14 protein-coding genes and 1 pseudogene are annotated in these 23,976 nt (G+C 69.8%); 7 read left to right on the forward strand and 8 right to left on the reverse strand.

The annotated features are described in order from the left end of the window. The gene (locus ACFYQ6_RS20705) at nt 1-6,132 is read left to right on the forward strand and encodes a type I polyketide synthase (protein WP_388764202.1); all 6,132 of its coding nucleotides are present in this window, start codon (nt 1-3) and stop codon (nt 6,130-6,132) included. Nucleotides 6,133-6,233: 101 nt separating this feature from the next. Next, nucleotides 6,234-7,148, forward strand: coding sequence for a proline iminopeptidase-family hydrolase (locus ACFYQ6_RS20710; protein WP_361584261.1), 915 nt, complete (start codon nt 6,234-6,236; stop codon nt 7,146-7,148). 229 nt (nt 7,149-7,377) lie between these two features. On the opposite strand, the gene ACFYQ6_RS20715 is transcribed toward ACFYQ6_RS20710, so the two are convergent. Next, nucleotides 7,378-8,976: an AMP-binding protein gene (locus tag ACFYQ6_RS20715; RefSeq protein ID WP_388764204.1), complete on the reverse strand. Its 1,599-nt coding sequence runs from the start codon at nt 8,974-8,976 to the stop codon at nt 7,378-7,380. A 203-nt stretch (nt 8,977-9,179) separates the two neighbouring features. On the opposite strand from ACFYQ6_RS20715, the gene ACFYQ6_RS20720 reads away from it, so the two are divergent. Continuing rightward, nucleotides 9,180-9,437 (forward strand): phosphopantetheine-binding protein, encoded by a 258-nt coding sequence (locus ACFYQ6_RS20720; protein ID WP_388764206.1) that lies wholly within the window; start codon nt 9,180-9,182, stop codon nt 9,435-9,437. A 46-nt stretch (nt 9,438-9,483) separates the two neighbouring features. Here ACFYQ6_RS20720 and ACFYQ6_RS20725 read toward each other — a convergent pair whose 3' ends face one another. Continuing rightward, nucleotides 9,484-10,431, reverse strand: a complete 948-nt coding sequence (locus tag ACFYQ6_RS20725; RefSeq protein WP_361584252.1) for an ACP S-malonyltransferase — start codon at nt 10,429-10,431, stop codon at nt 9,484-9,486. Nucleotides 10,432-10,522: 91 nt separating this feature from the next. Further along, the gene (locus tag ACFYQ6_RS20730) at nt 10,523-11,761 is read right to left on the reverse strand and encodes a beta-ketoacyl-[acyl-carrier-protein] synthase family protein (protein WP_361584249.1); all 1,239 of its coding nucleotides are present in this window, start codon (nt 11,759-11,761) and stop codon (nt 10,523-10,525) included. 367 nt (nt 11,762-12,128) lie between these two features. On the opposite strand from ACFYQ6_RS20730, the gene ACFYQ6_RS20735 reads away from it, so the two are divergent. After that, entirely contained in the window at nt 12,129-12,920 is a 792-nt protein-coding gene (locus tag ACFYQ6_RS20735) for an alpha/beta fold hydrolase (protein ID WP_361584247.1), read from the forward strand. Between the two features lie 281 nt (nt 12,921-13,201). Next, on the forward strand, nt 13,202-13,417 hold the full coding sequence (locus tag ACFYQ6_RS20740) for a hypothetical protein (RefSeq protein WP_388764209.1): 216 nt from the start codon (nt 13,202-13,204) through the stop codon (nt 13,415-13,417). A gap of 315 nt (nt 13,418-13,732) precedes the next feature. On the opposite strand, the gene ACFYQ6_RS20745 is transcribed toward ACFYQ6_RS20740, so the two are convergent. Further along, on the reverse strand, nt 13,733-16,555 hold the full coding sequence (locus ACFYQ6_RS20745; protein WP_361584241.1) for a LuxR C-terminal-related transcriptional regulator: 2,823 nt from the start codon (nt 16,553-16,555) through the stop codon (nt 13,733-13,735). A gap of 998 nt (nt 16,556-17,553) precedes the next feature. On the opposite strand from ACFYQ6_RS20745, the gene ACFYQ6_RS20750 reads away from it, so the two are divergent. Together ACFYQ6_RS20750 and ACFYQ6_RS20755 are read left to right on the forward strand one after the other, a co-directional pair. Then, nucleotides 17,554-19,155, forward strand: coding sequence for an MFS transporter (locus ACFYQ6_RS20750; RefSeq protein WP_361584238.1), 1,602 nt, complete (start codon nt 17,554-17,556; stop codon nt 19,153-19,155). 87 nt (nt 19,156-19,242) lie between these two features. Then, nucleotides 19,243-19,479 (forward strand): hypothetical protein, encoded by a 237-nt coding sequence (locus tag ACFYQ6_RS20755; RefSeq protein ID WP_361584236.1) that lies wholly within the window; start codon nt 19,243-19,245, stop codon nt 19,477-19,479. Between the two features lie 24 nt (nt 19,480-19,503). On the opposite strand, the gene ACFYQ6_RS20760 is transcribed toward ACFYQ6_RS20755, so the two are convergent. From ACFYQ6_RS20760 to ACFYQ6_RS20775, 4 genes and pseudogenes are all read right to left on the reverse strand, one after another. Continuing rightward, nucleotides 19,504-20,754 carry a PP2C family protein-serine/threonine phosphatase gene (locus ACFYQ6_RS20760; RefSeq protein ID WP_361584233.1) on the reverse strand — a complete coding sequence of 417 codons (1,251 nt, stop codon included), beginning with the start codon at nt 20,752-20,754 and terminating at the stop codon, nt 19,504-19,506. Between the two features lie 440 nt (nt 20,755-21,194). After that, nucleotides 21,195-21,856, reverse strand: a pseudogene (locus ACFYQ6_RS20765) (transposase); the annotation flags it as partial. A 348-nt stretch (nt 21,857-22,204) separates the two neighbouring features. Beyond that, entirely contained in the window at nt 22,205-23,209 is a 1,005-nt protein-coding gene (locus ACFYQ6_RS20770) for an SRPBCC family protein (protein WP_388764212.1), read from the reverse strand. 3 nt (nt 23,210-23,212) lie between these two features. Then, nucleotides 23,213-23,926, reverse strand: coding sequence for a histone protein (locus ACFYQ6_RS20775; RefSeq protein ID WP_388764214.1), 714 nt, complete (start codon nt 23,924-23,926; stop codon nt 23,213-23,215). Nucleotides 23,927-23,976: the final 50 nt, after the last annotated feature.

Below are 23,976 nucleotides of genomic sequence, written 5' to 3' on the forward strand. Positions count from 1 at the left end.
ATGACGACTTCAGACGCACGGCTGGTTGACGCACTGCGGGCGTCACTCAAGGAGGTCGAGCGGCTTCGCGGCCAGAACAGCAAGTTTTCGTCGACCCTGCATGAGCCGATCGCCATCGTGGGCATGGCCTGCCGCTATCCGGGTGGTGTGGAGTCGGCCGAGGACCTCTGGCAGATGGCCGCCGATGGTCGGGATGTGGTGGGCGCCTTCCCGGAGGACCGTGGCTGGGACACCGGGCAGCTGTACGACCCCGAGCCGGGCGCCGAAGGAAAGGTGTACACCCGCGAAGGCGGCTTCCTCCATGGCGCCGGCGGCTTCGACTCGGCCTTCTTCGGGATCGGTCCGAACGAGGCACTGGTGATGGACCCGCACCGGCGGCTGCTGCTGGAGGTGTCGTGGGAAGCGCTCGAACGGGCCGGAATCGACCCGGGCACCCTGCGGGGGAGCCGGACTGGCGTCTTCGCCGGTGTGATGTACCACGACTACCCGTACAGCAGCTCGACCGGCTCGATGGTATCCGGGCGGGTGGCGTACACGCTGGGTCTCGAGGGTCCGGCGGTGACGATGGACACGGCGTGTTCGTCGTCGTTGGTGGCGTTGCATTCGGCGGTGCAGTCTCTGCGGTCGGGGGACAGTTCGCTGGCGTTGGTGGGTGGCGTGACGGTGATGGCGACGCCGGAGACGTTCGTGGAGTTCAGCCGGCAGCGTGGGCTGGCTGCGGACGGCCGGTGCAAGTCGTTCGCGGCGGCGGCCGACGGCACGGGCTGGGGCGAGGGCGTCGGCGTCCTGGTGGTGGAGCGGCTGTCGGACGCCCGCCGCAACGGCCACCCGGTGCTCGCGGTCGTACGCGGCTCCGCGATCAACCAGGACGGTGCGAGCAACGGCTTCACCGCTCCGAACGGGCCGTCGCAGATGCGCGTCATTCGGCAGGCGCTCACGAATGCGGGGTTGACCACCAGAGACGTGGATCTGGTGGAGGCGCACGGTACGGGTACGACGTTGGGTGATCCGATCGAGGCGCAGGCGTTGCTGGCGACGTACGGCCAGGATCGGCCTGAGGGCCGGCCGTTGTGGCTGGGTTCGGTGAAGTCGAACATGGGTCATACGCAGGCTGCGGCTGGTGTGGCGGGGATCATCAAGGTTGTTCATGCGATGCGGCATGGTGTGTTGCCGAAGACGTTGCATGTGGATCGTCCGTCGGATCAGGTGGATTGGTCGGTGGGTGCGGTGGAACTGCTGACGGAGGCGCGTGAGTGGCCTTTGACGGATGGCCCGCGGCGGGCTGCTGTGTCGTCGTTCGGGATCAGCGGCACGAACGCGCACGTGATCATCGAGCAGGCGCCGGAGGAGGAGCCCGTCGAGAGTGACGGGCAAGAGAGGATTCCGGCTTCTGCTCCGGAGATCCCGCTGCATGCCTGGGTGCTCTCGGCCACGGGAGCGCAGGCGCTGAAGGCACAGGCGGCGCGTCTGCTGACGCAGGTGATGAGTGAATCCGAGATACGTCCGGTGGACGTAGGCTTCTCGCTCGCGACCTCGCGTGCGGTGTTCGAGCATCGGGCTGCGGTGGTGGGCGACACGCGGGAGCAGCTGGTCGAGGGGCTGCGGGCGCTTGCTGGTGACCGGCGGGACGCTTCGGTGCTTCGTGGCGAGGCCAGGTCCAGACCGAAGACGGCGTTCCTGTTCACGGGTCAGGGTGCGCAGCGGGTCGGGATGGGCCGTGACCTGCACGAGTCCTTCCCGGTGTTTGCCGAGGCGTTCGACGCGGTGGTCACGGAGCTGGATGGCCATCTGCCCGCGCCGCTGCGGGATGTGGTGTGGGGCGGGGACGCGTCGGTGTTGGAGCGGACGGAGTTCACTCAGCCGGCGTTGTTCGCGTTCGAGACAGCGCTGTTCCGGTTGCTGGAGTCGTGGGGTGTGCGCCCGGACTTCGTCGCTGGTCATTCGGTGGGTGAGCTGACGGCCGCGCACGTGGCGGGTGTGCTGTCGCTTGCGGATGCGGCGCGGTTGGTGGCTGCGCGTGCGCGGTTGATGCAGGCCCTGCCGGCGGGTGGCGCGATGGTCGCCATCCGTGCGTCGGAGGACGAGGTTCTCCCGTATCTGACGTCGGACGCGGTGAGCATCGCTGCGGTGAACGGTCCGGACGCGGTCGTCATCTCCGGCGCCGAGAACGAGGTCCTGGAGGTCGCCGCCCGTTTCGAGGCGGAAGGCCGCAAGACGAGCCGGCTGCGGGTCTCGCACGCGTTCCACTCGCCGCTGATGGAGCCGATGCTCGACGAGTTCCGCACGGTCGCGGAGAACGTCACCTTCGGCGAGGCTCGTATCCCGGTCGTCTCCAACGTCACCGGCGAGCCGGCAACCACCGACGACCTGCGCACCCCCGAGTACTGGGTGAGCCACGTCCGCGAGGCGGTCCGTTTCGGCGACGGCATTCGTGCGCTCTCGGCCGCCGGGGTCTCCGTGTTCCTGGAGGTCGGCCCCGACGCGGTCCTTACCGCCATGGCGCAGAATTCTGCGGCCGACGCGGTGTTCGTGCCCGGTCTGCGTCGCAACCAGAGTGAGCCCGAAGCGCTGGTCACGGCGCTCGCGCGGCTGCACACGGTCGGCCACTCACCCGACTGGGCGGCCTTCTACGCGCCCACCGGCGCCCGCCGCATCGACCTTCCCACGTACGCCTTCCAGCACCAGCACTACTGGCTGCTTCCCGACGTCATGGATTCCAACCCGGAGTCCCTTGGACTCGTCTCAGCCGATCACCCGGTCCTGGGCGCGGCCGTTGGTCTGCCCGACGGGGGAGTGGTCTTCACCGGTCGTCTCTCGCTTGCCACTCAGCCGTGGCTTGCTGATCACAGTGTGCTGGGCAGCGTGCTGGTGCCGGGGACGGGCCTGGTGGAGCTGGCGTTGCGTGCGGGCGAGGAGGTCGGGTGCGGGCTGCTGGAGGAGCTGACGCTTCAGGCGCCGTTGATCCTGCCCGAGTCCGAGGCGCTGCAGGTCCACGTCGTGGTCGGTGCTCCGAGCGATGACCGTGCGCGTGAGGTGAGTGTGCACTCGCGGCCGGAGGGTGACCGGGACATCCTGTGGACCCTTCACGCTGAGGGCGTACTGCTGCCGGAACCGCCGAACGCTGACTTCGGCCTGGCGGTGTGGCCGCCGGAGGGTGCTGTGCCTGTTCCCGTCGAGGGTGCGTATGAGCGGCTGGCTGAGCAGGGGTATGAGTATGGGCCGGTGTTCCAGGGGCTGAGGGCTGTCTGGGCGCGGGGTGAGGAGATCTTCGCGGAGGTCGCTCTTCCTGACGAGGCTCGTGATGATGCGGGGCGGTTCGGTCTGCATCCGGCGCTTCTTGATGCTGCTCTCCATTCGGTGCTGCTGTCGGGTGGTGAGGAGAAGTCGGAGCCGGTGTTGCCGTTCTCCTGGAGTGGTGTCGCGTTGCATGCGGTGGGCGCTTCTGCGGCGCGGGTGCGGGTGGTGCGCTCGGGTGGCAGTGATGTGTCGGTGTGGCTTGCTGACGGTGCGGGGCGTCCGGTTGCTTCGGTGGAGAGGCTGGCGTCGCGCCGGGTCTCCGTGGAGCAGTTGGCCGGGGGCGGGCGTGTGTTCCATGACAGTTTGTTCCGTCTGGACTGGGTGCCGGCCACGGTCCCTGTCCCGGCCTCCGCTTCTCTGCCTGGTGGGTGGGGGTTCTGGGAGGACGTGGTTGATGGTGGGTCGGTGCCGGCTGTGGTGGTGCTGCGGTGCGGTGGTGCGGGGTCGGGCCCTGGTGTGGTGCGGGGTGTGGTGTCGGGTGTGCTGGGTGTGGTGCAGGAGTGGTTGGAGGGTGAACGGTTCGCCGGCAGCCGTTTGATGGTGGTGACTCGGGGTGCGGTGTCGGTGGATGGTGGTGATGTGTCGGATCTTGCTGGTGCTGCGGTGTGGGGTCTGGTGCGTTCCGCGCAGGCGGGTGCTCCGGGTCGGTTCGTTCTCGCTGATCTTGGTGAGGGGACGGGTCTGGAGGATGGTCTTGCGGTGGCGGTCTCGGTTGGTGAGCCGCAGGTGGTGGTGCTTGAGGACGGTGCCAGGGTCGCCCGTCTGGGCCGGGTGGCCGTCGACGTGGCCGCGGTGTCGCCCGGGAGTGAGCTGGTGCCGGTGCCGGGAGAGACGACGGGTTCACCGGCGGTGGGTGGTTTTGGTTCGGGTGCGGTGTTGGTGACGGGTGCGTCGGGGTCGTTGGGTGGTTTGGTGGCCCGGCGGTTGGTGTCGGTGTTCGGGGTGCGGGAGTTGGTGTTGGTGAGTCGTCGTGGTGGGGGTGCTGCGGGGGCTGGTGCTTTGGCTGCGGAGTTGGAGGCGGCTGGGGCGCGGGTGGTGTTCGAGGCGTGTGATGTGTCGGATCGGGATGGTCTGGCGAAGGTGCTGGCGGATCATCCGGTGTCGGGTGTGGTGCATCTGGCGGGTGTGCTGGATGACGGTGTGATCGGTGCGATGACTCCGGAGCGGTTGGGTGGGGTGTTCGCGCCGAAGGTGGATGCGGCGTGGTATTTGCATGAGTTGACTGCGGGGATGGATCTGTCGGCGTTCGTGTTGTTCTCTTCGGCGGCTGGCGTGCTGGGGAACGCGGGGCAGGCGAACTACGCGGCGGCGAACACGTTCTTGGATGGTCTTGCGGCTCATCGTCGTGCTTCGGGTCTGCCGGGCAAGGCGTTGGCGTGGGGGTTGTGGTCTGCGGGGGACGGGATGGGGGGTGAGTTGTCGGGGGCTGATCTGCGGCGGATGAAGCAGGTCGGTATCGAGGGGCTGTCGGCCGAGCGTGGTCTGGAGCTCTTCGACACGGTGATGGGTCTGGACGATCCGGCTCTCGTTCCCATCCGGCTCGATCTGCCCACCCTCCGCCAAGCCGCCGACAACCTCCCCGAGATCCTTCACGCCCTGGCCCCGCCGCCCCGGCGGCGTACCGCCGCAGGCAAGGCCGATCCCGGCGCTCTGCGCCGCAGGCTCGATGGGCTGGACGCGGAGGGGCAGCACACGCTGCTCAGGGAACTGGTCACCGGCCTCGCCGCCGACCTGCTCGGATACCAGGAAGCCGGGGGCATCGACCCCGAACGCGACTTCCTCGAGCTGGGCTTCGACTCGCTCATGGCGATGGAACTGCGGTCCGCGCTCAGCGAGGCGATCGGGCTGCGGCTGCCGTCGATGGTGGTCTTCGACCACAAGAGCGCGGCGGCTCTGGCCCGGTTCCTCCAGGAGGAGATCTCCGTGGCCGGCCCGGTTTCCGGGGTAGCGGCCACTGATGGCGCGCCCACGGCGGGAACGAGTGCGGGACGCCCTTCAAGCGCGGCGACGGACACCCTCAGCCAGCTGTTCCGAGAGGCGCTCCAGAACGGCCCGCTCCAGAGGGCGATGACCATGCTGAACGCGGTCGCGGAGACGCGGCCCGCCTTCACCTCGGCCGCGGACATCCCCGCCCTCCCGGTACCGGTCCGGCTCATGGAGGGGCCTGCCGGACGTACGCGGCTGATCTGCCTCAGTACGCCCATGGCCACCAGCGGGGTCTATCAGCACGCGCACATCGCCAACCACTTCAAGGGCGTCCGCGGGGTCGCCGGCATTCCGCTGCCGGGCTTCGTGCGGGGCGACAGCCTGCCCGCCACGAACGACGCCGCCGCCGAGGTGCTGGCGGAGGCCGCCCTCGAGGCCGCGGGCGGCGAACGGTTCGTGCTGGCCGGCTACTCGGCGGGCGGCATCCTCGCCCACGCCGCCGCGATGCATCTCGAACAGCGCGGCCTGCGTCCTGCCGGAGTCGTCCTCATGGACTCCTACCTGCCCGACGTCTCCAACGCACTGCTCGACGGCCTGCTGGAGACGATGCTGGAGATGGAGCAGACCTTCGACGGGTTCGACAGCGCCCGGCTGTCCTCCATGGGCCGCTACAGCAACATGCTCGGGTCGTTCCCCCTGGAAGGGCTGCATGCCCCGGTGCTCTTCCTGCAATGCGCCAGGCCCTTCCCCGGCGCCGACACGGACGGCCCTGGCGACGCCTGGCAGGCCGCGCCCTGGAACGCGACCCAGACGGTACGAGGAGTGGGAGCCAACCACTTCACCATGCTGGAAGAAGGCGCCGCGGACTGCGCGCGGGCGATCGAGGACTGGATCGGCACGCTGGACTGACGTACGCCGGGCTCCGGCAGCAGGGGAGCGTGCGGCAGCCGAACCGGGCCCGCGCTCCCCGACCAATCGACGCATCTGCGACCGACGAAGGGTGATCGAACATGAGTGTGGCCGCCGGGTCCCAGCGGGCCGTGACCAAGGGCACTGTGCCGTTCGGCGAGTACCGGACCTGGTACCGCATCACCGGGGACGTGACCTCGGACAAGCCGGCGCTCGTCGTGGTGCACGGCGGTCCGGGCAGTACCCATGACTACCTGCAGAACATGGCGGTGTTCGCCGACCACGGCTGGCCCGTCGTCCACTACGACCAGCTGGGTAATGGCGGCTCCACCCATCTGCCCGACCGCGGCGCGGACTTCTGGACCGTGGACCTCTTCCTCGCCGAACTGGACAATCTGCTCGGCGAGCTGGGTGTCGCCGACAACTACGTCCTCTTCGGCCAGTCGTGGGGCGGGCTCCTGGTGGCGGAGCACGCTGCCCGGAAGCCCGCCGGGCTGCGCGGGCTGGTCATCGCCAACGCGCCGGCCTCCTACCCGCTGTGGCTCCAGGAGATGGAGGTCCTGCGGGCCCAGCTGCCGCCGGGCGTCAACGAGACGCTCCTGCGGCACGAGGCGGCGGGGACCACCGGGACCAACGAGTACTACGAGGCCATGGGCCCCTTCTACGACCGTCATGTCTGCCGCATCAAGCCCTGGCCGCGGGACTACCAGGCGTCGTTCTACGAGGTGTACAACGACCCCACGGTCTACTTCACGATGAACGGACCCAGCGAGTTCCACGTCATCGGCACCCTGCGCGACTGGGGCGTGGAGGACCGCCTTACCGACATCGAGGTGCCGACCCTCGTACTCTCCGGCCGCCACGACGAGGCGACGCCCACCACGGTGCGGCCCTACGCGGAGCTGATCCCGCAGGCGCGCTGGGAGATCTTCGAGGACTCCAGCCACCTGCCCCACCTCGAGGAGCCCGAGCGGTTCGTCGAGGTAATGCTCGGCTATCTGCGCGAGCGAGGCTGACCGCGGGTTCGCCCAAGGCCCTGATCACGGTCCGGTACGAGACGGCCAGGCCCCGGGTCGGTACGAGGACCTGGCCCCCGGCCGGTACGAAGACCTGGCGCGGGGCCGGTACGAAGACCTGGCGCGGGGCCGGTACGAAGCCACGACCCATCGGTGCACGGGCCGGGGTGTGACAACGGGGACCGCCGATCGGCGGTCCCCGTCCCCACACCCCGGCCCGTACGTGCCGTCAGGCGCCGAACAGTGCCGTGGCGCGCGTGGTGAGGGCCTTGCGGTCGATCTTGCGGTTGGAGTTGAGGGGGAACTCTCCGAGGTGCTCGTACCGGCGCGGGATCATTCCGGCGGGCAGGATCTCCCGCAGGACCCGGGCCAGCGCCGCCGGAGAGGTGCGTGTGCCGGTGTAGAAGACCACCAGCTCGGTGCCGCCCTCCACCTGCTGGACCACCGTGAGGGCGTCCTCCACCCCGGGGCACGAGCGTACGGCGTGGTCGACCTCGGCCAGCTCCACGCGCCAGCCCTGGAGCTGCACCTGCGAGTCGAGCCGTCCGAGGTAGATCAGCTCGTCGCTGCCCGGCAGCCTGCGCACTCGGTCCCCGGTGCGGTACCAGCGGCGGCCGTCGCGTTCCAGGAAGCGGCCCTCGTCGTCCGCGGGGTCGAGGTAGCCGACGGTCATCTGCGGTCCGGTGACGCAGAGTTCACCCTCTTCGTCGGCGAGAGAACCGTCGTCCGCGAGCAGCAGGTGGTCATGGCCCGCGTGGACCGCGCCGACGGGGACCAGGCCGTTGACGCCGTGCTCGGCCGAGGCCACCGGGTCCCAGCGATGGCCGGTGATGGTGATCGTCAGCTCGGTGGGTCCGTAGATGTTCTCCAGCAGCGAGCCCGAGGCGGCCTCGTGCCAGTCGGCGGCGTCCTTGCAGTGCAGCGCCTCGCCCGCGAAGAAGCTCCACCGCAGTGTGGGCAGTGAGCCGGGGGACAGCTGTCCCGTGCGGCGGACGAGGGAGATCGCGCTGGGCGTGGAGAACCACACCGTGATGCCCTCCTCGCGCAGGTGGTCGGGGAGCCGGCGGTAACTGTGCGGGGGGATGGCGGCGACGGTGGCGCCGGCCCCCCAGGCGCAGAACAGATCGAACATCGCGCAGTCGAAGTTGAGGTCGAAGGTCTGCGAGAAGACGTCCTGCGCCGTGAAGTCGTACCGTTCGTCCAGGAGCTGGAAGTAGTGGTACGTGCTGCCGTGGCTGATCGGCACCCCCTTGGGGTTGCCGGTGGAGCCGGAGGTGAACAGCATGTAGGCCGTGTCCTCGGCGGAGACCGTACGAGGGGCGCTCAGCGCCGCCGCGGGGTCCACGACGACCCGTGGCCAGGGCGCCACCGCCTCTGCGTCGGTCAGGACGGTGCCGTCCGCCGAGGCCGCGAGCACTGCCGCGCCGGGTGGGAAGCCGGGGTCCGTTCCGGCGGCTCGGAGCTGGAGCCTCGAGAGTGCTGCCGCGCCCTCCTCGTCCACGACGATCGCCTCGACCCCGGAGAGTTCCAGCATCCGGCGGGTGCGCTCCGCGGGGAAGTCAGGGTTGAGCGGCACCACGGTGGCGCCCGTGTAGAGCCCGGCGAGGAGGCCGACGTACGCGGGCACGGTCTTGCCCGCCAGCACTCCGACCGCGCGGGGCCGGGTGCCGCCCGCACACAGTGCGCCGGCCCAGGTGAGGGCGAGGCGGTGGGTCTCGCGGTAGCTGAGTGCGGACGTGCCGCCGAGCCGAAGCGCCGTGCCGTCAGGGGATATCTCCAGGCCGCGCAGAAAGCGGGCATGGAGTGAGTGCTCGACGGTGCCGGACATACTTCCTCCTGTGGGTGGTCGTTTCCCGCAGGCCGCGCATTACCGTGATCCCGGTTGCCCGGCCCACGGACAGGGGTCTTGCTGGACGCGTTAAGCGGGACAGGGGTTGGTAGCGGTTGTTCGGGTTCTCCGAGGGCGATTAGCGTCACCACCCATTAGGCAGGTCCGCTGTTAAAGCCGGAACCGGAATGGGGCCCGAACACATGAGTACGTGGGACAAGGAATTCGAAGAAATCATCCGCAGCTATCTGCCGTTCCTTTCGGCGGACGAGCCGCTGGAGGAAGATGCCGGACTGCGGGATCTCGGCCTGGACTCGATGGGAACCGTTGAGCTGCTCAGCGCGCTCGAGAATTCCTATGGTGTCCGCTTCGTCGACGAGGCACTGAGCATGCAGACCTTCGCGACGCCCGGCGTGCTCTGGACCAAGATGTCGGAGCTGGTGCAGGTCACGCACGGCTGACCGGAGTCGGCCGTGCGTGTGCGGCGGGGTTCGCCGGGGCTTCGCCTCAGCGGGTCCCGCCGCGGCGTCGCGGGCGCAGTGCCAGTCGCGGATCGACCGCCGTGACCTCGAAGTTGCGGGTGGCGACGGACACGCGTCCGAACAGCGCGTCCTGGCCGGCGACGAACAGGCGGCCGACACCGCGCTCGCGGAGCGCGGTCAGGGCGTCCGGCCAGTGGACCGCCCGGACGCAGCCGTCGAGGATCAGCTCACGCACCTCGGCCCCGGTGGTCAGCAGCTTCCCGTCGTGGTCGGAGACCACCGGCAGCCGTGGATCACTGAACCGCAGCCCTGCCAGCGCCTCCTCCTCCATGCGGCGGCGCAGCCCGGCGAAGGCCGGAGAGTGCATGGGCGGGTGCATCACGTACAGCGGCAGCCCGCCCAGGGCACGCAGCCGCAGCTGGAGCCACTCCAGGCGGGACCGCGACAGCGTCAGCATGGCGAAGTCGTCGTCGACCTGGCAGGTGATGTCGTGCCACTCGCCCATCGAGTCCAGCTCGTCGCGCACGGTGCGCAGCGACTCGGGCGGGGTCCGGGCGAAGGAGAGCGTGACCGCTTCGCGGTGTTCCGTCGCGAAGTAGTCGTCCAGCACCCGGGCGAAGCGCGAGGTCATCGTCACGCCGTCGGCGAAGTCGAGAGCCCCGGAGTGGACGGCTGCCGCCTTGTTGCCGAAGCTCGGCCCCACGCATACGGTGGCCTCGCAGCCGAGCGTGGCCTCGGCCCACCGGGCGAGCGCCAGACTGTTGACGAAGAAGGCGACTTGGGCGTACTCCGAGTAGTCGCCCTCCGTGTCGCGAAAGCGGTCGATGAGGGAGTAGCCGAGCCGTTCGTCTGCGGCGGCCACCAGCTTCCGGGCCTGCGGGTTGATCACCATGAATCGGGCCACGTCCTCGAACCGGGTGGGTCCCATCCCCGGGAAGACCACGGCATGGCCCGTGCGAGTCTCCTTGTCCATGGCGACAGTGTTGGCGTTGAGGGCGAGGACACAGCACCCCTAGCCGCCCCTAAGGCGCAGGACGGGAGGCATCCTGCGTGTGTCCCGCCGTTCAGGCCGTGGCCCCTTCGAGTACCAGGACCGCGTTGTGCCCGCCGAACCCGAACGTCGTGGACATCCCGACGGGGCGCCGGCCCGGAGCTGCGGTCAGCGGCACGGCGTGCAGGACGTGCCGCAGCGTCCCGAGCGAGGGGTCCGGCCGCCGCAGTCCCACGGTGGGTGGCGCGACCCCCGCGTTCAGCGCCATCAGCGTGGCGATGGCCTCGACCGCGCCGGCCGCTCCCATCAGATGGCCCGTGGCGGACTTGGTGGACGACAACGGCAGGGTCTCCAGGGCGTCGGCGAGCACACCGCGCATCGCGGCGACCTCCAGGCGGTCGTCGCGCGCGCTGCCGGTGGCGTGTGCGTTGAGATAGCTCAGCGCGTCGGGACCGACGCCCGCGTCGTCGAGGGCGTACCGGACGGCGCCCATGGCGGCGACCCCGTCCTCGGCGGGGGAGAGCACGTGGAACGCGTCGCAACTGGAGCCGTAGCCCAGGATCTCGCCGAGGACCGGCCGCCCGCGCCGTTCGGCGCTCTCCGCGGACTCCAGGACCAGCACGCCCGCGCCCTCACCCATCAGGAAGCCGTCACGTCCCTCGTCGAACGGCACGGAGATCCCGGTGGGGGACATGACCCCGGCGTTCAGGTAGGCGGAGCGCATGAAATTGGTCAGCGGCGCGTCCGCTCCACCCACCACCGCGGCGTCCGCCGCGCCGCTGCGGATGGCCCGGACACCCAGGCCGATGGCCTGCGTTCCGGAGGCGCAGCCGGAAGTGACGCAGTACGTCTCACCGCGCAGCCGGTGCCGGACGGCGATCTGGACAGCGGCCGAATGAGAAGCCATCATCGGCACGGCGTGCCGTGAGACGGCATCGGTTCCGTTGCGCCGCATGGTGGTCAGCTGTTCCTCGAAGGTCAGCACGCCGCCGGCGGCGGAACCGATGACGCACATGACGCGTTCCGGGGCGTAGGGCAGGCCGTCGGACCAGCCGGCCTGCCGGATCGCTTCCTCGGCGGCGACGAGTGCGAGCTGGCTGAAGCGGTCGGTGGCATGGATCCCCTTGCGGCTCAGCACCGCGTGCGGGTCGAACGTCTGACAGTGGCCCTCCCCGTCGGTCAGCCCGGACTCCCCGTTCACCACCCGGTTGTGGAGAGCGGCCACTCCCTCGCCCAACGGGGTGACCGCACCGGTTCCGGTGACCATGACGCGGTGCCGGAAGGGCGGCGGATGGCGGTCGTCGGTTTTCATTTGTCCTCCGGGAATTGTGCGACGCATTCGGCGCGGGCGGATATTCTCCATGACTTCGGCGGCGTCATCTCTGGCCCATCACACATACCCTTCGATTCCTGACGCTTGGCCACGAGCCTGGGGACTCCGGGCCTACGAGCATGGTGCACGTGCGCTGGTTCCGGATGCGCGACGGCCCTGCAACCGGCCTGCACACAGTGTTACCAGGGCATTACCTGCTCACCTATCGCCGGCCAAGAATAGGGGGGTATCACGGGAGTTCAGGGGTGGTCGATTCTGGCCACTTCGAAAGGGCCGAGGGCATACTCGTGGCGTCAGCGCGCGGCTTCCGTCGCAACGGTCCACGCCCGAGAGGAATCCGACTGCCATGACCGCAGCACCGGCGCAATCCAATGTCTGGGCACGGCGGTACCACCCCGCCCCGGACGCCGGCGTACGACTGGTCTGCTTCCCGCACGCCGGTGGGTCCGCCACGTTCTACTTCCCCGTGGCCCGGGCCCTGAGCCCGGGCCTGGACGTCCTGGCGGTGCAGTATCCGGGCCGTCAGGACCGGCACACGGAACCGCCGGTGGACTCCATCCACGCCCTCGCGGACGTGGTGACGGACGAACTGCTGGCAGGCTGGGCCGACCGGCCGCTGGTCCTGTTCGGCCACAGCATGGGGGCCATGGTCGCCTACGAGGTGGCCACCCGGCTCCAGGAGCGCGGGGCGCCCGCGGCGGGCCTTCTCGCCTCAGGCCGTCGTGCGCCCTCCACCTATCGCGACGAGAACGTCCACGCCGCCGACGACGAGGGCATCGTCGCGGAGATGAAGCGCATGCAGGGCACGGACGACCAGGTCTTCGCGGACGAGGAGGTCCTGCGCATGATCCTCCCCGCGGTGCGCAGCGACTACCGGGCTGTGGAGACGTACCAGCACCGTCCGGGCCCACCGCTGAAGTGCCCGGTCACCGTACTCGTCGGCGGGGACGACCCGCAGGTGACACCGGAGGAGGCACAGGCCTGGGAGCGCCACACCGACGCCTCGTTCCGGCTCCGCACCTACCCCGGCGGCCACTTCTATCTCGTCGCCCAGGCCCCCGAAGTCCTGCGCGAGATACGCGCGTTCACCGACACCGTGAAGCCCGCGGACGGAGGCGCCGCGCTCCCCCTGCGATGAGCGGGTGGCCGCGGAGAACGACGTACGGCGACGCCCTCCGGGCGGCCGGAGTCGGCTCGCAAGGCGGGCCCGACGGTCCGAAGCGTGACACCGAGGTTCTGGAGGCCCTCATGGTCGCCGAGAAGACTGCTCCGAACACCCGGTCCGCCCCGAGCGGGACCGTATCCCTGTCGACTGTCGCCGCGGAGCGCCGCTCCCGCCGGTCGGCCGGGCGCGGCGGGGCGGCCTCGACGGCTGGGAGGGCCTCCCGCCCGGCGCCGCACCCGCTGTCCGACGACGGGGTGGCACGCGTACCCCGCGCGCCGGACCCCGCCTTCGCCGACCTTCCCGAGCTCCCGACCCTGCCGATGCTTCTCGGCTTCGGCTTCTGGGTGCCCGGAGCCGAGAAGCCAGCCCCCGCAGACGAGGGCACCGGCTCCGGCCCGCACGGCCGGGCGCCTTCGCCCGCCCGGCAGGGCGAGGGCCGCCCGCTGCCGGGTGCCTCGTCCTCCACCTGAGAACCCTGCCCCGCCGGATGACCGCGCGGGGGGCGTCGCTCCACGGATCGCTCACCACGGGCACGGAGTGAGCGATCCTCCGGCATGCGCCGTGACCGGCTCGGGGACGGCAACGGCAGAGCGCAACGCCCGGCGCCCCGCCACCCCCGGCTCCCCCTGCGTACGGACATCACCGGTGCGGACGGGCGGGCGCTCCCGGGCGCGCGGCTTCCGCCTCGCCACTCCTGTGCTGTTCTCAGCCGCACGCGACGAAACAGGTCCCGTCAGCCGTACGGCGAAACGGGACCTGAAGGGTGTGGACACGCGGCCAGGGGCTCAGCCCTGCGCCCGGCCCTCCATCGCACCACGCCGGTCGGCCAGGTGGGTGGGCAGATTGCTGCGCCTGGTCACCCCGAGCTTGCGGTAGATACGGGTCAGATGCTGCTCGACCGTGCTCACCGTGATGAACAGCTGCCCGCTGATCTCCCGGTTGGTGAGACCGCGTGCGGCGAGGGTGGCGACCCTGTGCTCCGCCTCGCTCAGCTGCTCGCGCACCGATGAAGCGGCGACCCTCGGGCCCGGCACCGTCGGGTCCGGCTCAGGGCTCTCCCGCTCCGTCGGCTCCTCGCTCCCGGTGCGGCAGATCCGTGCCTCCTGCGCCGCCCGACGGGCGGTGGAACGCGCCTGCTCGTTCTGACCCGACTGCTGCAGTACGCGGCTCATCGCCTTGAGGGCCCGAGACAGTTCGAGCCGGTCCTCGGACCGCTCCAGATGGTCGATGGCGCGTTCCAGGAGAACCTGGCGTCGGCTCGGATCGCTGCACGACGCCAGCAGCCGCAGGGCGACACCCTTGGCGCGGACGTCCAGTCGGGGGTGCTCCAGTTCCTCGGTGAGCAGCCGATGGGCGAGGACCGTGCGGCCGAGCCGCATGTTGGCCAGGGCGAGGTCTCCCCGCCAGGGGAAGAGCGCGGGGAAGTCCAGATCCAGCCGTTCGGAGAGGCCCCCGGCCGCCCGGAAGTCGCTGACGGCGGACAACGCCCGGTCGGTGGCCAGGAAGTGATGGCCGCGAGCCCGCAGGTAGTGGGCCCCCCACACGGTGGCGAACATGGCCTCCGGCACGACCTGGCGCAGGTGCTCCGCCACCGTCTCGTGGTTGTCGAGAGCTGTGTCGACCATCATCAGGATGCTCAGCGGGTAGCCGATGAACACGCCCCAGGCGGAGGCGGGAAGACGTTCGTAGCCGGTGGCGGCCAGTTTCGCCGCGGTGGCCAGGTCGCCGTGCCGCAGGGCGATCGCGGCGCGGAGACACTCCAGCAGCGCGAGCCAGGTGGGGGCGAGCCGGCGAGCGGCCTCCTCACGGAGGAGGTCGCACCAGCTCACCGCGGCCTCGGTCTCGCCGTCGTGCATCAGGGCGAGGATCGCCGCGACGACCGTCTCCAGTGAGACGTCGTCGAGTGCGCAGTTCTCCAGCACACGACGGGCTTTGGCGGCGGCGTGGTCCGCGCCGGTGCGGGTGGACAGTGCGGCGAGATCCCATACGGCATGCGCACAGCTGGAGGACCCACCGCCGGTCGGCTCCGCGCTGTGCTCGGGTCTGGTGTCGGGGCGGCGCCATTCCTCCACCGTCGGTCCGTAGACCCATCGTTCGGCCAGCCGGAGGCAGGCGATCGTGCTGTCGTCGACGGCTCCACCGGATGCCTCGAGCACCTTCAGCCCCACCGCGGCGGTCTCGGTGTCGCCCTGCCACAGGGCGTGCCGGACGAGTGTCGCGGTGTCCCTGCGGTTGAGCGTCTCCACGTCGGGGCCCTCCGGAAGCAGGGCCAGGTGCAGGGCGGAGACCGCAGGGCTGGTACGCCAGGAGGCGTGGACCAGGGCGAGCCGCGCGCTGTTGTGTTCGGTACCCGGCGTGCTGGCGTTCATCACCAGTTCGAGGTACTGGACGGCGGTGCCGGAGTCGTCGTGGGCGAGCGCCTGTTCCGCTGCGGCCCGCAGGACACCTGCGGCCCAGCTCTCCACCACGATGCCGGCCTCGGCGAGGTGCCGGGCGACAGGTCTGGGGCCGACGCCCTGCTGATGCAGGAGCTTGGCCGCCTGGAGATGCAGACGGGTGCGCTCGGTCGTGGACAGGCTGTTGAGCAGCGTCTTGGCGATCGCCGGATGACGGAACCGGTAGTTGCCCGGCGTCGGACCCGAGGTCAGGAGTGCCTCCGCGACCAGGGTGTGCAGCACCTGTTCCGTGGTGTCCACACTGAGACCGCTGAGCCGGCTCAGCGGACCGGCGGCGCCCTCGTCGCCGAGGACGGCCAACGCCTCGGCGACTTCCAGGAGTTGGGGATTCCAGCGGTAGAGACAGGCGAGCACCGCCTGCTGATAGTGGCTCCCGACCGCCGCCGGCCCCGCCGGGCCGAATCCCGGGGACTCGACGTCCCCCGTCCGCTGGTCCTCCAGCAGAGCGTCGACCAACTTGGGGTTGCCGCCCGTCAGTTCGTAGTAGGCCGCGACCAGTCCGGGGTCGGGCTGCACCCCGGTGCGCTGAGTGATCAGCTCGGCGATACCGTGCTCGGAGAGCGGCACCAGCCGGATCAGGCCATGGGGGAGCCGGGTGACCTCGGCGTAGAAGCGCGGCAGAGTGGGCTGGGCCCAGTCCCACTTGCTCAGCACGATCATGATCCGGGCCGACTCCATGCGGCGGCTCAGGTAGAGCAGCAGCTGGAGGGAGAACGCGTCGGCGAACTGCACGTCGTCGACACCGATGACCAACGGGCGCTCCCGGGAGAGCTGCAGCAGTTCGGCACAGGTGTCGCGCACGGCTCGTGCGCCGCTTCCGGATAAGGACTCCAGGTCCGGGCTTCCGGGCTGAGCGGCGACCACAGCCGGACTGAGCAAGGCCGAGACGTGCTCGGTGGTCTCGGCGGGAAGCCCCCGGGAATGGAACAACTGGTCGACGACATCGGCCTGCAGCGACTGGAGGCCGCGTGCGGCGGTCGCGGTCAGACAGAGTGCGCCCACACGGTCCGCCCGTGCCGCGAACTCCTGCAGGAGTTCGGCCTTACCACTCGTCAGCCCGCCGTTGACGATGAGCAGACGTCCCCTCCCCGCCGCGGTATCCGTGAGTTGGTCGCCGAGATGGCGCAGTGCGTCGACGTACTCGAGAAGCATCGGTGGTACCCCCGTTCCACACCCGAGCTCTGATAAGTCTCACCGGGCTGCTGCCTATCGCCTTCACCATTGACTGAAATGGTTCGCACACGAGGTTCTGTGCTGCGCTGAGCAAGGACTGTCCGTCAGTTCGAGTAACGGCCCCCCGGCACTCAGCGGCCGACGATAGCACCACATTCGGTGCTGGAGTACGACAGCAAAGTGAAGGCCACGTTACGCTTGATGGCTACCGGGCCCAATCGGTTCCGCGGCGCGCAAGGTCTCTTGCGGTGGGGGATATTCGGCTCTTCCGGGGTGCGCGGTGGCTCTGCGGTGACGAGCGAGTTCCGGCCCGCCGGAGGCCGGTCGTCGGAGTGGTCCCGGTGTCTCGATCGGACGGGTCAAGCGGTCCCCGTACGTATACGACTCAAGCGGTCCCCGTACGTATACGACCTGCCGTTCCGGCACCGGCGTGAAGTCGCTCGTGCCGGGCCCCGCGTGATTGTTCCCTCGCGTGGTGGCCCGGGGCCGTCACCGCGACACGTCCCAGGTCGGAGGGCTGTTCGCCGTCCGGGCGCGATCCGGCCGGCTGGCGCCGAGCGTCGGGTGAGTGACCCGTTCCCCGACAGGGCCAGATTCCTTCCGGACATCCCGTGGCCATGGGCGGCCACCCTCTCGTGGCGCGCCCCGGACGGCGCGGAGAGTGGCCGGATCGCGCATGCTGGCCGAAAGTGCCGGGGTGTAACCAATGGGATTCCGGTGGAATTTCTCGAATCGGACGCCGACTGCCAGCCAAATTACGTTTGTTTTCGGCCGTCGGGCATGTCGCGCAATGACGCAAAGGGCGCACGGGCGCTTTGCGGGGGACAGGCGATGCGGTGGTTCGGGAACTCGCGGCTACGGCAAGCCGGGCATTCCGGGAACTCTGTCCTACCATGCCCCTAGGGGGCCCTAGGGGTGTCGGGCCGTGGGTGCGGACGAGACGATTGCCGTACCGTTTTCATCAGGAAGGTACAGCGATGACGACCGAGCCTGCCCTCGCAGGACGCAAAGAATGGCTGGCGCTCGCCGTCCTGGCGCTGCCACTGTTGCTGGTGTCGATGGACATCTCCATCCTCTTCTTCGCCGTACCGGCGATCAGCGCCGACTTGTCGCCCACCGGCACTCAACTGCTCTGGGTCTTCGACATCTACGCCTTCGTCCTGGCCGGGCTCCTCATCACGATGGGGTCGGTCGGCGACCGGATGGGCCGGCGCAAGCTGCTCATGGCGGGCACGGTCTTCTTCGGTGGCGCCTCGCTGATCGCCGCCTACGCCTCCAGCGCGGGCATGCTGATCGGCGCCCGCGCCCTCCTCGGCGTCGGTGGTGCCTGCCTGCTCCCGTCCACGCTCTCGCTGATCCGCAGCATCTTCACCGACGCGACCCAGCGGGCCAAGGCCCTCGGGGTCTGGTCGGCCGTGCTGATCTCCGGTGTCTCCCTGGGCCCGGTGCTCTCCGGGGTGATGCTGGAGTTCTTCTGGTGGGGATCGGTCTTCCTCATCAACGCTCCGGTGATGGTGCTCCTCCTGGTCCTGGCGCCGCGCCTCCTGCCGGAGTTCAAGGACCCGCAGCCGGGACCGTTCGACGCGCTCGGCTGTCTGCTGTCGCTGGGCGCGATCCTTCCGGTCATCTACGGGATCAAGGAGCTCGGGACGGACGGCTTCGAGGTCGTGCCTGTGGTGGCGATCGTGGTGGGCCTGGTCGTCGCCGCCCTCTTCGTCGTGCGCCAACGCGCGGCCGCCGCACCGTTGCTGGACCTGTCGTTGCTGCGGACCCGCGCCTTCCGCGGCGGCGTGGTCTTCGCGATGATCGCCTCCTGGGTGATGATCGGCTTCGCGATCTTCACCACTCAGTACCTGCAGTCGGTCCAGGGGATGTCGGCGCTGGAGGCCTCTTTGTGGAGTCTCACCCCGTCGGTCGGAATCTTCCTCGCGACCGGGGTGTCCACGGGGCTGGCGCAGCGCGTGGACCACGCGTTCATCGTGGGTGGCGCGTTCGTCCTCACCGCCGGCGGTCTTCTCTTCCTCACCCAGGTCCGTGCGGACTCCCCGCTGTGGATGGTGCTGGTCGGCGCGGGCGGCCTGTCCGCCGGGGTCGCCGCCACGATGCCCCTGCTCACCGGCATGGTGGTCGGCTCCGCCCCGGCGGAGAAGGCGGGTATCGCCTCCGCCACGCTCCAGACCGGACAGGAACTGGGCGGCGCGGTGGGTCTGGCGACCCTCGGCACGCTCGGCAGCGCGGTGTACCGCAACAATCTGGAGGGCTCGGTGCCCGAGGGCCTGCCCGCCGTGGCGGAGGACGCCGCGCGGGAGACCCTCGCGGCGGCCGTCATGGTCGCCGGCGAACTCCCCGGAGCCACGGGAGACGCGCTGCTGACCGCGGCACGCGAGGCCTTCACCGACGGCCTGAACGCGGCGGCGCTCGCCGGCGCGGGCGTCCTGCTGCTCGCGTCCCTGCTGGTCGTGCTGCTGCTGCGGGGCGCCGCGGGACCGGCCGTGGCGGGGACTTCCGAGGCCGCGGACGAGCCGGACGGGCCGGTCGTCGCTCCCGAGACCGCGAACCCCTTGGGAACCAAGAGCTGAGAAGACGAGCCGGCTTTGCGGCCGCTGCCCCACCGACTGTGGGGCAGCGGCCGTCTTTCATGGGCGCGGACTGTATGCAACTGACCCGTGGGCGGACGCGGGCGGTCGCGGGCGGCGCCAGCGGGGGTAGCCGCCTCCACCCTGGCCAAGACCGTCCTGACCGGCGCCGCCCTGGCCGCCACGTCCCATGGCCGGATGCTGGGCAAGAAGATCGAGCTCGCCTCGTCGACGGACCCGCAGGAGGCCGAGGAGGCGGCCGGCTCCTTCGACGCCGGCAGGCGGACCGGCGCCCTGCCTACCCGCAGTGGCTGGTACCGGCGGTGACCGGCCGCCTGCTGATCCTGGGCGTCATCGTCCGGGAGCAGGTTGTCCTGTGCTTGACGGCTGTGAGGCGTCGGTGAGACTGGCGCCGTGGGCGGCGTCGCGCTCGGAGTTGGCGACGCCGTGCCAGTCCAGGCACATGACGGTCGCGTCGTCGTTGAGGTGGCCGTGGCCGACGTCGACGATCGCTTTGATGAGGGTGCGGGCGGCTTCGCGGGGGTGCAGGGCGCGGCTGCGGATGATCAGGTCCGACAGGTCGACGTTCTCGGCGCTGCGCTCGAGCATGCCGTCGGTCAGCATGACCAGACGGTCACCCGGGCGGAGGTCCAGCGTCTGCACGCGGTAGGTGTTGGCCTGCGATGCCTGGGCCCTGAGGCCGAAGGGGAGATCGACTTTCGGGACGATCTCCTGGACTTCTCCGTCGCGCATCCGCAGCGGCCAGGGGTGCCCTGCGTTGACGAACTCCGTCTCGCCGTCGATCAGGCTGATGCGCAGCAGCTGGCCGGTGACGTAGCCCCTGCGGCCGTGATCACGCATGGCCCGGTCGGCCTGGCGGGCCTGTTCCGCGAGGTCGGCACCCGCCCGCCGCGCCCGCCGTAGGGCGCCCACCACCAGGGTGGCCAGCAGCGCGGCATCGACGTCGTGCCCCATGGCGTCGGTGACGGAGAGCTGGACCGTATCCCGGTCGATCACGTAGTCGAAGGTGTCGCCCCCCACGTGGTCGGCGGGTTCCAGAGCTCCGGCGACCGCGAACTGTGCCGCCTCGCACGCCAGCGACGCCGGGAGCAGCCGGTGCTGGATCTCCGCGGCCAGACTCAGCGGCTTGGTGCGTCGGCCCCACTGGTACACATCGGTGTGGGACCGGTTCGCGATCACGATGTATGCCAGCGCATGCGCGGTCTCGCCGATCTCCCGCATCACCTCCGCGCTCGGTGCCGCGGGCAGGAACAGCTCCAGGAGCCCGAGGGCATCCCCACGGTTGGTCACCGGGGCGACGACCCGCACCAGCTCTCTCCCGTCCCTGTCCTCCACACTCGGCCGCTGGCTGCGGATCACGTCGTCGTACGGGGTGCCCCGCAGCCAAATGCGCTGGGCCGGCTCACCAGTCTCGACGCTGCCCGCAGCGCCCAGCCGCACGACCGAACTGCCGGAGAAGTCAGTGATCAGGAACGACACCGACGCGGCCCCGAGGCGCTCCTTGAGCATGCGCGCGACCACGTCGAGCGACTCCACCGGTGCCGCGGCCTCGGCCGCTTCCAACGTCCCCGCCAAAGTCATTGCCCTGCCCCGCTGACTTCCGCCCACGGGAGGGCGAGAGGCTTGCCCGTCGTCCGGCTCTCCTGCGGTCATAGCGACCCCTTGCTACTTGCTGCCGACCGGGACTCCGCCCCGGACGCGCGAAGATCCGCGCCGAGGCGGCACCGTACAGATCTCATTGCACCACGCCCCCGCAGGCGACTCCCAGCCTGCACGTCATCAGCCCCAGGACAGGAACCGGTTGCCGGTCATGGGCCACGCGGTTCGACGTGTACCGCGGGCGCGGCTCCGCACGACGACAGCGGAGGACTGGGCGCCGCTTCGAGAGAGAGCCCGGGGGCCCGGCAGGACCGCCGGCAGCTGCTGCGCTGTGCCGACGGCCGCAGGCAGCATCTGCTCGCGGGGGGCCTCTATGTCGTTCGTCAATCCCGAGCTGTCGGTTTTGGGGGTGTCGCTCCTGTTCATGCGGCGAGGGTGACGGTGGGGGTTCGGGACTCGTAGAAGGTGTCGTCGCGAAGCATGGCGAACAGGACGCTGATGCGTTGGCGGGCGAGGCGGAGGAGAGCCTGGGTGTGGGTCTTCCCGCGGGCTCGTTGCTTGTCGTAGTAGGCCCGGGAGGCGGGATCGGCGTTCATGCAGGCGAAAGCGGCCAGGAACATCGCTCGCTCGAGCTGCCGGTTTCCGCCTCGGGGTGCGTGTTCGCCGCGGATCGAGGTTCCCGATGACTTCGTTGTCGGGGCGAGGCCCGCGTAGGAGGCGAGGTGGGCGGCGGTGGGGAAGCTGGTGCCGTCGCCGACGGTGGTCAGCAGAACTGCGGCGGTCCTGACGCCGACTCCCGGCATCGAGGTCAGGACCTGGGAAAGAGGGTGGTCTCCTCCAGCAGGGTCTTGATCTGGGCTTCCAGAGCTCGGCGCTGTTCGTGGACGGCGGCGAGCGAGCGGGCCGGGGAGGGCACGACGATGTCGAGGGTGCCGGTCCCGGGAACGATGACGCTCTGCTCGTTCAGGGCGTCGAAGACGTCGTCGATCAGCCGGGCGGCCATGCGCGGGGCTCTGGGGCGGATGAGGTCGACAAGTCTGCGGCGGCCGGCTTTCCGCAGGGCGGCCGGGGATCCGTGACGTTCCCTGCCCGGCATTGCGCCGGACCGGACGGTGGCCGACCTCTGATCAGCGTCTCCGACGAACACCCCCGGGCCCGGTGACACCACCCCCCAGGTCATGCCTTCGACAGGGGGACACAGCCATGCCGGACCCGGAGGCCAGCGGCCCCGTTGCAGGACCGCGAAAAAGATAACGGGGGCAGCTTTCTCCGCTGCTGCTGTGCCCCTCCCGGACGGGCGGATACGGTGAGCGAACATCGCCCGGCTCTCCCGGAAGATGGCCCTGGATCCCTACGCAGGGGTCGTGAGGGGTCGCGCAGGGCAACGGCTTCGGTGACGCATCGGCTTTGGTGTCCTCTGCGGACTTGACGGTTACCTGCGCCGCCGACGCGGACGGCTTGTTTCGTCGTCCTCGTACTCCTCGTCCACCGCGTCGTCGGCTTCCCCAGGGGGCTTCTCTTCATCCTCCTCGGGCTCGTCGTCCTCCTCTGCTCGTTCGTCCTCGCCCTCGTATTCGTCTTCTTCCTCGTCCGTGTCCTCGTCTTCCGCTTTGGCTTCGTCTTCAAGTGCCTCTTCGTGGGTGCGGACCACTTCGCCGTCACGGATCTCGCCGCGCCAGCCTTCCGCCTCGTCGGTCGCGAGCGAGATGTGCCTAAGGAAATGCTTGAGGTCCAAGCGGAGGCGTCGGCCTTGGGCGCGCCACAGGTTGCCGGTCTTTTCGAAGAATCCGGAAGGGTAGTACTCGACGACCGCGACGATGCGGGTCAGTGTCGGAGCGAGCTCGTGGAAGCTGACACAGCCGCGGGTGGTTCCCTTGGGCCCTTCGGAGGTCCATACGATCCGCTCATCGGGTACCTGCTCCTGCACGGTGGCCTTCCAGCCGCGTGTCGACGGTCCGACCTTGACTTTCCAGTCGCTGGTGGTGTCATCGTTGCGGGAGACGTCGCGCACACCCTTGGCGAAGCCGCTGAAGTCCTCGTATTGCGTCCAGTGGTCGTACACAGTGCGCAGTGGCAGGCCCACGTCGATGAACTCGACGATGTTGACGACTTTGCCGCCGCTCTTGCGGCCCTTCTGGCCGAACAGCTGGGAGGCGGCATCGGTCAACTTGTCCTTTATGCTGCTGAAACCTTGGCCCATCATGGCTTTGAAGGGTGAGTCGCCCTGCAGCATCCGCCCCCCGAATCCGGCGATGTCGGACAGCCTTCCGTTGCCTTGCACGACGTCCTGGAGCTGGTCGGTCAATCCCCCCAGCTTGTCCGAGGCCTTGTCCGCGAGCCTCCCGGCTTGCGCTCCCAGGAACGTGGTCAGCTCTTTGAGCAGCTGGTCAAACCCTGACTGGGGCCCTTGCGCGCTGGTGCGGTCCGACTGTGCCATGACCTACCTCCGCGTGGACGGCTCGCGGCCTGGCGTCTTCTTCGCCGCGTTCTTCTTGGCTGCCTTTTTGGGTGCGGGAGTGCGCGCTGCGCTCTTCTTGGCGGCTGCCTTGCGTGCCGGAGCGCGCGTTGCGGTCTTCTTCGCCGGTGCCTGCTTCGCCGTCTTCTCGGCAACGGGCTCGGCCGGCGCGGTCTTCTTCGCAACCGCCGACTTTGACGGGGACTTCGCCGTCGGCTCGTCCTCTTTTTCCTCGGATTGCTCTTCCTCCTCATCCGCCACGGGCTCCTCGTAGCCCTCCTCGTCCTCGCCTTCGGCTTCGTACTCGTCCTCGTCTTCGGTCGTCTCGGCGCTGCCCAGCCGGGAGGTCCGCTGGTGCAGCGAGCCGGCGAGGTCGGCCAGTTTGTGGTCGGCGGCTGCTCCCAGAGCCTTCTTGCCCGCATCCAGGGCTTCGCTGCGGAGCTGGTCGGTGATCTCGGCGAACTGAGGCGTCTCCTTGAGCTTCGTGAGGCCCTGCGCCATCAGCTGGCCGGGATCGAGACCGAAACGTCGTCCGGCGAGGTAAGTCGCCACTGTGAACGCGAGGCGGCCATTCTTCGTCCGTCCTAGGACATAGCCCCCGGCCACGGCGGCCGCGAGCGCGATCTTGGTCGTGTTCCGCATGAGCTGCTGTCCCTTCACCAGGGCACTTGCGAGCTGTGCGACGCTGCCCAGGAACACCGCCTGGGTCTGCGGATCTGCCGGCTGCTGTCCTCGATTCCGCCGACCGG

This window comes from Streptomyces sp. NPDC005494 (assembly GCF_042872025.1).
Taxonomy (GTDB): domain Bacteria; phylum Actinomycetota; class Actinomycetes; order Streptomycetales; family Streptomycetaceae; genus Streptomyces.